The organism is Streptomyces sp. bgisy130 (assembly GCF_057708345.1).
Genome location: NZ_JBYISA010000086.1, coordinates 1 through 7,677 on the forward strand (window position 1 = coordinate 1; position 7,677 = coordinate 7,677).

General features: G+C 69.3%; 2 protein-coding genes. Both read left to right on the plus strand.

From position 1 onward, the window contains the following. Positions 1–1,708: SDR family NAD(P)-dependent oxidoreductase (locus AC3EUV_RS37990; protein ID WP_435604870.1), on the plus strand; the 1,708-nt coding region annotated here is incomplete at its 5' end. Between the two features lie 45 nt (positions 1,709–1,753). Next, positions 1,754–7,677: type I polyketide synthase (locus AC3EUV_RS37995; RefSeq protein ID WP_435604871.1), on the plus strand; the 5,924-nt coding region annotated here is incomplete at its 3' end.

Here is a 7,677-nt window from a genome sequence, read left to right on the forward strand (position 1 = left end):
CGTGGATGTCGTGTTGGATTCCCTGGCGAGGGAGTTCGTGGACGCTTCGCTGCGGTTGCTGCCGCGGGGCGGCCGGTTCCTGGAGATGGGCAAGACCGATGTCCGGGACGCGCAGGACATCGCGGCCACGCATGCGGGTGTCCGGTACCGGGCGTTCGATCTGTGGGAGGCCGGCCCGGAGCGGATCGGGGAGATGCTGACCGCGCTCCTCGACCTCTTCGAGCGGGGTGCGCTGGAACCGTTGCCGGTGACGGCATGGGAGGTGCGGAGAGCCCCGGAGGCATTCCGCCACCTCAGCCAGGCCCGGCACATCGGCAAGGTCGTGCTGACCATGCCGGTTCCCCTCGACCCCCAGGGCACGGCCCTGGTGACCGGCGGCACGGGTGGCCTGGGCGCGCTGGTGGCCCGGCATCTGGTGGCCGAGCACGGGGTGCGCCACCTGCTCCTGGCCAGCCGCCGCGGGCCCCGGGCTCCGGGCGTCGATGCGCTGCGTGAAGAGCTCGCGGCCCTCGGTGCCCAGGTCACTGTCGCCGCCTGCGACAGTGCCGACCGCGAGGCGCTGCGCGGGCTGCTGGACTCCGTACCGAAGCAGCACCCGCTCACCGCGGTCGTGCACACGGCCGGTGTGCTCGATGACGGAGTGCTGTCCTCCCTGACGCCGCAGCGGCTGGACCGCGTGCTGGCGCCGAAGGTGGACGCGGTCACCCACCTGCACGAGCTGACCCGGGATGAGGATCTGGCGGCGTTCGTCGTCTTCTCCTCGGTCGCCGGGACGTTCGGCAGTGCGGGGCAGGCCAACTACGCGGCAGCGAACGCGTTCGTGGACGCCCTCGTATGCCGGCGCGGTGGAATGGGGCTTCCCGCACAGTCGCTGGCGTGGGGTGCCTGGGCTCCGGGCGTCGGCATGACGGGCGAGCTGAGCGAAGCCGATCGGCAGCGCATGGCACGCGGCGGCATGCTCCCGCTCACCCCGGAACAGGGGCTCGGCCTGCTCGACACCACACGGGACCTGGCCCGCCCCCTGCTGCTGCCGATGAACCTCGACACGGCGCCCCTGCGTGCGCACCCCGAGGCCGTACCACCGCTGCTCCGCGGCCTGGTCCGGGCCCCCATCCGCCGCGGGACCGCGACCTCCGCCGCGGCGAAGGGAACGGAAGCACCGCAGGATCTCGCCGAGCGCCTGGCCGCGTTGCCTCCGGCGGACCGCGAACAGTATCTGCTCGATCTGGTCTGCACACAGGTGGCTCTCGTCCTCGGACACGGATCCGCCGAGGACGTCGAACCCGACCAGGCCTTCAAGGAGCTGGGCTTCGATTCGCTGACGGCGGTGGAACTCCGTAACCACCTCAACGCGGCGACCCGGCTCAGGCTGCCCGCCACCCTCGTCTTCGACTACCCGACACCGCTCGTCCTGGTGCGCCATGTCCTGGACGAGATCGACCTGCCCGCGACCTCGGGGGCACAGCCGATCCTCGGCGAGCTCACCCGGCTGGAGGCAGCGCTGGCCGGTGCCACCGTCGGTGACGAGGAACGGGCCGAGATCACCGACCGGCTGCGGGCGCTGACGGCGCAATGGCAGCAAGACGGCAAGCAGGAGCAAGACGCGGATCCGGACACGGAAACCGATGAGGACGACGGCGAGCTGGCATCGGCATCGACCGCCGGCGAACTGTTCGACCTCATCGACAAGGAACTGGGAACGTCATGACCGGACGCGGGGAACCGCTCGGCTTTGTTCGAGGATGTGACATTGGTGGCTGCTGACGACGCCAAGTACATGGAGTACCTGAAGCGGGTGACGACCGAGCTCCGGCAGACCCGTCGCCAGCTTCGCGAAGCCGAGGGCAGAGACCAGGAGCCCATCGCCATCGTCGCGATGAGCTGCCGCTACCCCGGCAGCGTGCGTACCCCCGAAGACCTGTGGCAGCTGGTCGCCGAAGGCGGAGACGCGGTCTCCGACTTCCCGGTCGACCGGGGCTGGGACGTCGACGCGGCCTACGACCCGGACCCGGAGAAGCCGGGCTCGATCTATGCGCGCGAAGGCGGCTTCCTCCACGACGCGGGGTACTTCGACCCGGCGTTCTTCGGGATGAGCCCCCGGGAGGCGCTGGCCACCGATCCGCAGCAGCGGCTGCTGCTCGAAGTGGCCTGGGAGGCATTCGAACGCGCGGGCATCGACCCGACGTCGGTGCGCGGCTCCAACGGCGGAGTGTTCGTCGGCGCCGCCACCTCTGGGTACGGCATTGGCGTCGCCGACCTCCCGGAAGGTGTGCAGGGCCTGCTCCTCGCCGGAAACGCCACCTCGGTGGCCTCCGGCCGGATCGCCTACACCCTCGGTCTGGAAGGCCCCGCCGTCACGGTCGACACGGCGTGCTCATCGTCGCTGGTCGCACTGCATTGGGCCTGCCATGCGCTGCGCCGCGGCGAATGCGATCTGGCACTGGCCGGCGGAGTCGCCGTGATGTGCACCCCGGAGATGTTCTTCGAGTTCAGCAGGCAGCGCGGCCTGGCTGCCGATGGCCGCTGCAAGCCGTTCTCCGACGACGCGGACGGCACCGGCTGGTCAGAGGGCGCCGGCATGCTGCTCGTCGAGCGGCTCTCCGACGCGCGGAAGAACGGCCATCCGGTGTTGGCCGTCGTCCGGGGCACGGCCATCAACTCCGACGGTGCGTCCAACGGCCTGACCGCCCCCAACGGCCCCTCGCAGCAGCGGGTGATCCGGTCCGCGCTGTCCCGGGCGGGGCTGTCGGCGAGCGATGTCGACGCCGTCGACGCCCACGGGACGGGTACCACGCTGGGTGACCCCATCGAGGCACAGGCGCTGATCGCCACCTATGGGAAGGACCGAGCGGACCACGGGCCGCTACGGCTCGGCTCGCTCAAGTCCAATATCGGCCACACCCAGTCGGCGGCCGGCGTCGGCAGCGTCATCAAGATGGTGATGGCCATGCACCACGGGATGCTCCCGAAGAGCCTGCACATCTCCGAGCCGTCCCGCCACATCGAGTGGACGGCCGGCGAGGTCGAGGTGCTGACCGAGGCGATGCCCTGGCAGCAGGACGGGCGCCCGCGCCGGGCCGGCGTCTCGTCGTTCGGTATCAGCGGCACCAATGCACATGCCATCCTGGAGGAAGCACCGGCGGACGAGGACGCCCCGGCACCGGAGGCCGCCGGTGAGCCCGCCCGAGCACTCCCCCTCGTTCCCTTGGCGGTGTCCGCCCGCAGCGCGCCCGCTCTTCGCGCACAAGCGGCGCAGCTGCTGGCGCGGGTCAAGCAGGACGAGCTGGACCTGACCGATGTCGGTCACTCCCTGACCACCACGCGGACCGCGTTCGAACACCGGGCTGTGGTGCTCGCGGAGGACCGGGCCGCGGCTCTGCGCGGCCTGGAGCAACTGGCCACCCAGGGCATCGAGGGAGCCGGCACCGGAGTGGTGGGCGGCCGCACGATGCGCGGTGCCACCGCCTTCCTCTTCCCCGGCCAAGGCGCCCAACGCGCCCAAATGGGACGGGAGTTGTACCAGGCATTCGCGGCGTTCGCCACGGCATTCGACGAAACGTGCACGCTCCTCGACACCCAGCTGGACCGACCGCTGCGAGACGTCCTCTTCGGCGAGGACCCCGACGCTCTCCACTGGACGGCGTACACCCAGCCCGCCCTGTTCGCAGTGGAAGTAGCGCTCTATCGGCTGATCGAGTCCTGGGGTATCAGGCCCAAGTACCTGGTCGGTCATTCCGTTGGCGAGTTGGCGGCTGCTCATGTGGCGGGGGTGCTGTCGCTGGAGGATGCGTGTCGTTTGGTGGCGGCGCGTGGTCGGCTGATGCAGGCGTTGCCGGCGGGTGGGGCGATGGTGTCGCTTCAGGCGTCGGAGGACGAGGTGTTGCCGCTGCTGGAGGGCCAGGAGCAGCGGGTGAGCGTCGCCGCGGTGAACGGTCCGCAGGCGGTCGTGGTCTCCGGTGAGGAGTCCGCGGTGGCGGAGATCGCCGGGCGTTTCGAGGAGCAGGGACGGAAGACGAAGCGGCTCCAGGTCAGTCATGCCTTCCATTCGCCGTTGATGGAGTCGATGCTGGACGATTTCCGGGCGGTTGCGGAGAGCGTGGCGTATGCGGAGCCCCGTATCCCCGTGGTCTCCAACGTCACCGGAGAGCTCGCCACGACGGAGCAGCTGACGTCCCCCGACTACTGGGTGCGGCACGTCCGTGACGCCGTCCGCTTCGCCGACGGTGTCCGTTGGCTCGCAGAGCATGGCGTGACACGGCTCCTTGAGCTGGGACCGGGGGGCACCCTGACCGCGATGGCACAGGCATGTCTCTCGGACACGGATGACGCCGACACCGAGCGGGTGTTCCTCGCCTCCCTGCGCACGGACCGGCCCGAGGTTACGTCGCTGATGTCGGCGGTGGCCGGCGCCTTTGTGTCGGGGGCACCGGTCGACTGGGCGGCGTACTTCGCGGGCACCGGGGCACGCCGGGTGGATCTGCCCACGTACGCGTTCCAGCGCGAGCGCTACTGGCTGGAATCGACGGGCGCCACCACCGAGCCGCGCGTGCACTCGGTGGTGGACGACTGGCGGTATCGGGTGGAGTGGAAGCCGCTCGTTGCTCGGTCCGGTGGGGTGTTGGCCGGTCGTTGGCTTGTGGTGGTGGCTGCGGGGGATGTGTGGTCCGAGGCCGTGGTGGAGGGGTTGGCGGCGTGTGGTGTGCGGGTTGAGCGGGTGGAGTGTGTCGCGGGGGAGGTGGATCGGGGCCTGCTGGCTGAGCGGGTGTGTGAGGTGGCTGGTGAGGAGCCGGTTGCTGGTGTGTTGGTGGTGGGCGTCGCGGATGTGGTGGGGACTGCGGTGGTGGTGCAGGCGTTGGGGGATGCGGGTGTGGGTGGGCGTTGGTGGGTGGTGACGCGGGGGGCTGTTGCGGTGGGTCGGTCGGATGGTGGGCCGGATCCGGTGCAGGCTGCGGTGTGGGGTTTGGGCCGGGTGGCGGCTTTGGAGTTGCCGGACCGTTGGGGTGGTCTGGTGGATCTTCCGGAGTCGGTGGATGGTAGGGCGCTTGACCGGTTCGTCGGTGTCCTGGCCGAGGGTGTTGAGGATCAGGTTGCGGTGCGGGCGTCTGGGGTGTTCCGGCGTCGGCTGGCTCATGCTCCCGCTCCTGTTCCTGTTCTGGCTGGGGAGTCTGCTGGTGGTTGGCGGCCGCGGGGGACGGTGTTGATCACGGGTGGTACGGGTGCTCTGGGTGCGCGTGTGGCGCGTTGGGTTGCCGAACGGGGTGCTGAGCACGTGATTCTGACGAGTCGTCGGGGTCTGGAGGCTCCGGGTGCGGTGGAGTTGGAGGCGGAGCTGTCCGCTCTTGGTGTCGGGGTGAGCGTGGTGGCGTGTGATGTGGCGGACGCGGAGGCGGTTGAGGCCCTGTTGTCTGAGCGTTCTGTGGATGCGGTGGTGCATGCGGCGGGTGTGGTGGATTCGGTGGTGTTGGGGGATGTGGATGCGGAGCATTTTGGTGGGGTGATGGGGGCGAAGGTTGGGGGTGCTGTGGTGCTGGATGAGGTGTTGGGTGATCGGGAGTTGGATGCGTTTGTGGTGTTTTCTTCGATTGCTGGTGTGTGGGGGAGTGGTGGTCAGGGGGCGTATGCGGCGGGGAATGCGTTTGTGGAGGGGTTGGTTGAGGCGCGTCGTGCGCGGGGTGTGGTGGGTTGTGTGGTGGCGTGGGGTCCGTGGGCTGGTGGGGGTATGGCTGGTGTGGGGGGTGCGGAGGAGCATTTGTGGCGTCGTGGGTTGAGGGCGTTGGATCCGGGGCTTGCGGTGTCGGCTTTGGAGGCTGTTGTTGGTGGGGGTGAGGGTTCGGTAGTGGTAGCGGATGTGGACTGGGAACGCTTCGCTCCGGCGTTCACCAGTGCTCGTCCGAGCCCGTTGCTGGAGGATCTGCCGGAGGTGCGGGCGGCGCTGGCCGTCGGTGAGGGTGTCGGTGGTGGGGGTTTTGGTGCTGGGGTGGTGCGGGAGCGGTTGGTGGGGTTGTCGGCTGCGGAGCGCGAGCGGGCGTTGCTGGAGCTGGTGCGTTCCCAGGCCGCCACGGTCCTCGGCTACCACAAACCGGCAGATCTCGAAAGCGGCATCACCTTCCGGGACTTGGGCTTCGACTCGCTCACCGCGGTCGAGCTGCGCAACGGACTGAACGCCGAGACCGGTCTGCGGCTCCCCGCCACCGCCGTCTTCGACTATCCGACGCCGGTCGACCTGGCGCGGTTCTTGGGCGCTGAGCTGTTCGGCACGGGGACGGGGACGGATGTGGCTTCCGGCCTGCCGATGCTGACGTCCAGCTCGGACGATCCGGTGGTCATCGTCGGGATGAGCTGTCGGCTTCCCGGTGGCGTGGCCAGTCCCGAGGACCTGTGGCGGCTGGTGGCCGCAGGCGAAGACGCCATCTCCGGCTTCCCGACGGACCGGGGCTGGGACCTCGACGCGCTCTATGACCCGACCCCGGGACAGCCTGGGAAGAGTTACTCGCGCCATGGCGGATTCGTCAGCGGGGTCGACCAGTTCGATCCGGCGTTCTTCGGGATCAGCCCACGTGAAGCGGTGGCGATCGATCCGCAGCAGCGCCTGCTGCTGGAGACCTCCTGGGAGGCGTTTGAGCGTTCCGGCATTGATCCGAAGACGTTGCGGGGGAGCCGGGCCGGAGTCTTCGTCGGTTCCAACGGCCAGGATTACCCCACCTTGCTGCTGAGCACCCCGGAAGGCCAGGAGGGCTACGTCGGAACCGGGAATGCGGCCGCTGTGGTGTCGGGTCGGGTGTCGTATGCGCTGGGTCTGGAGGGGCCGGCGGTCACGGTGGACACGGCGTGTTCCTCGTCGCTGGTCGCCCTGCACCTGGCCGTACAGTCCCTGCGCTCGGGTGAATGTGATCTGGCTCTTGCCGGTGGTGTGACGGTGATGTCGACGCCGGGTGCGTTCATCGAGTTCAGCAGGCAGCGCGGCCTTGCTGCTGATGGTCGGTGCAAGGCGTTTTCGGATGCTGCGGATGGCACTGGCTGGGCTGAGGGCGCTGGTGTGTTGGTGGTGGAGCGGTTGTCGGATGCGCGGGCCAATGGTCATCAGGTGTTGGCGGTGGTGGCGGGTTCTGCGGTGAATCAGGATGGTGCGTCGAATGGTTTGACGGCGCCGAATGGTCCGTCGCAGCAGCGGGTGATCCGGCAGGCGCTGGCGAGCGGGGGCCTGTCCGCCTCGGATGTGGATGTGGTGGAGGCGCACGGTACGGGGACGTCGTTGGGTGACCCGATCGAGGCGCAGGCGCTGCTTGCTACGTATGGTCAGGACCGTGATGAGGAGCGGCCGTTGTGGCTGGGTTCGGTGAAGTCGAACATCGGGCACACTCAAGCTGCCGCGGGTGTGGCCGGCGTCATCAAGATGGTGCTGGCGCTCCAGCATGGTGTCCTGCCGCAGACCCTGCACGTGGACGAGCCGTCGTCGCATGTGGACTGGTCGGCGGGCGATGCGCGTCTGCTGACCGAGGCCGTCGGGTGGCCTGAGGGGGAGCGGGTCCGTCGGGCTGGTGTGTCGGCGTTCGGTGTGAGCGGCACCAATGCGCATGTGGTGATTGAGCAGGCTCCGGTGCCCCCGGTGCCCCCGGTGGAGGAGGGTTCAAGGGCCCTGCCTGTTGGTGGTGTGGGTGTGGTGCCATGGGTGCTGTC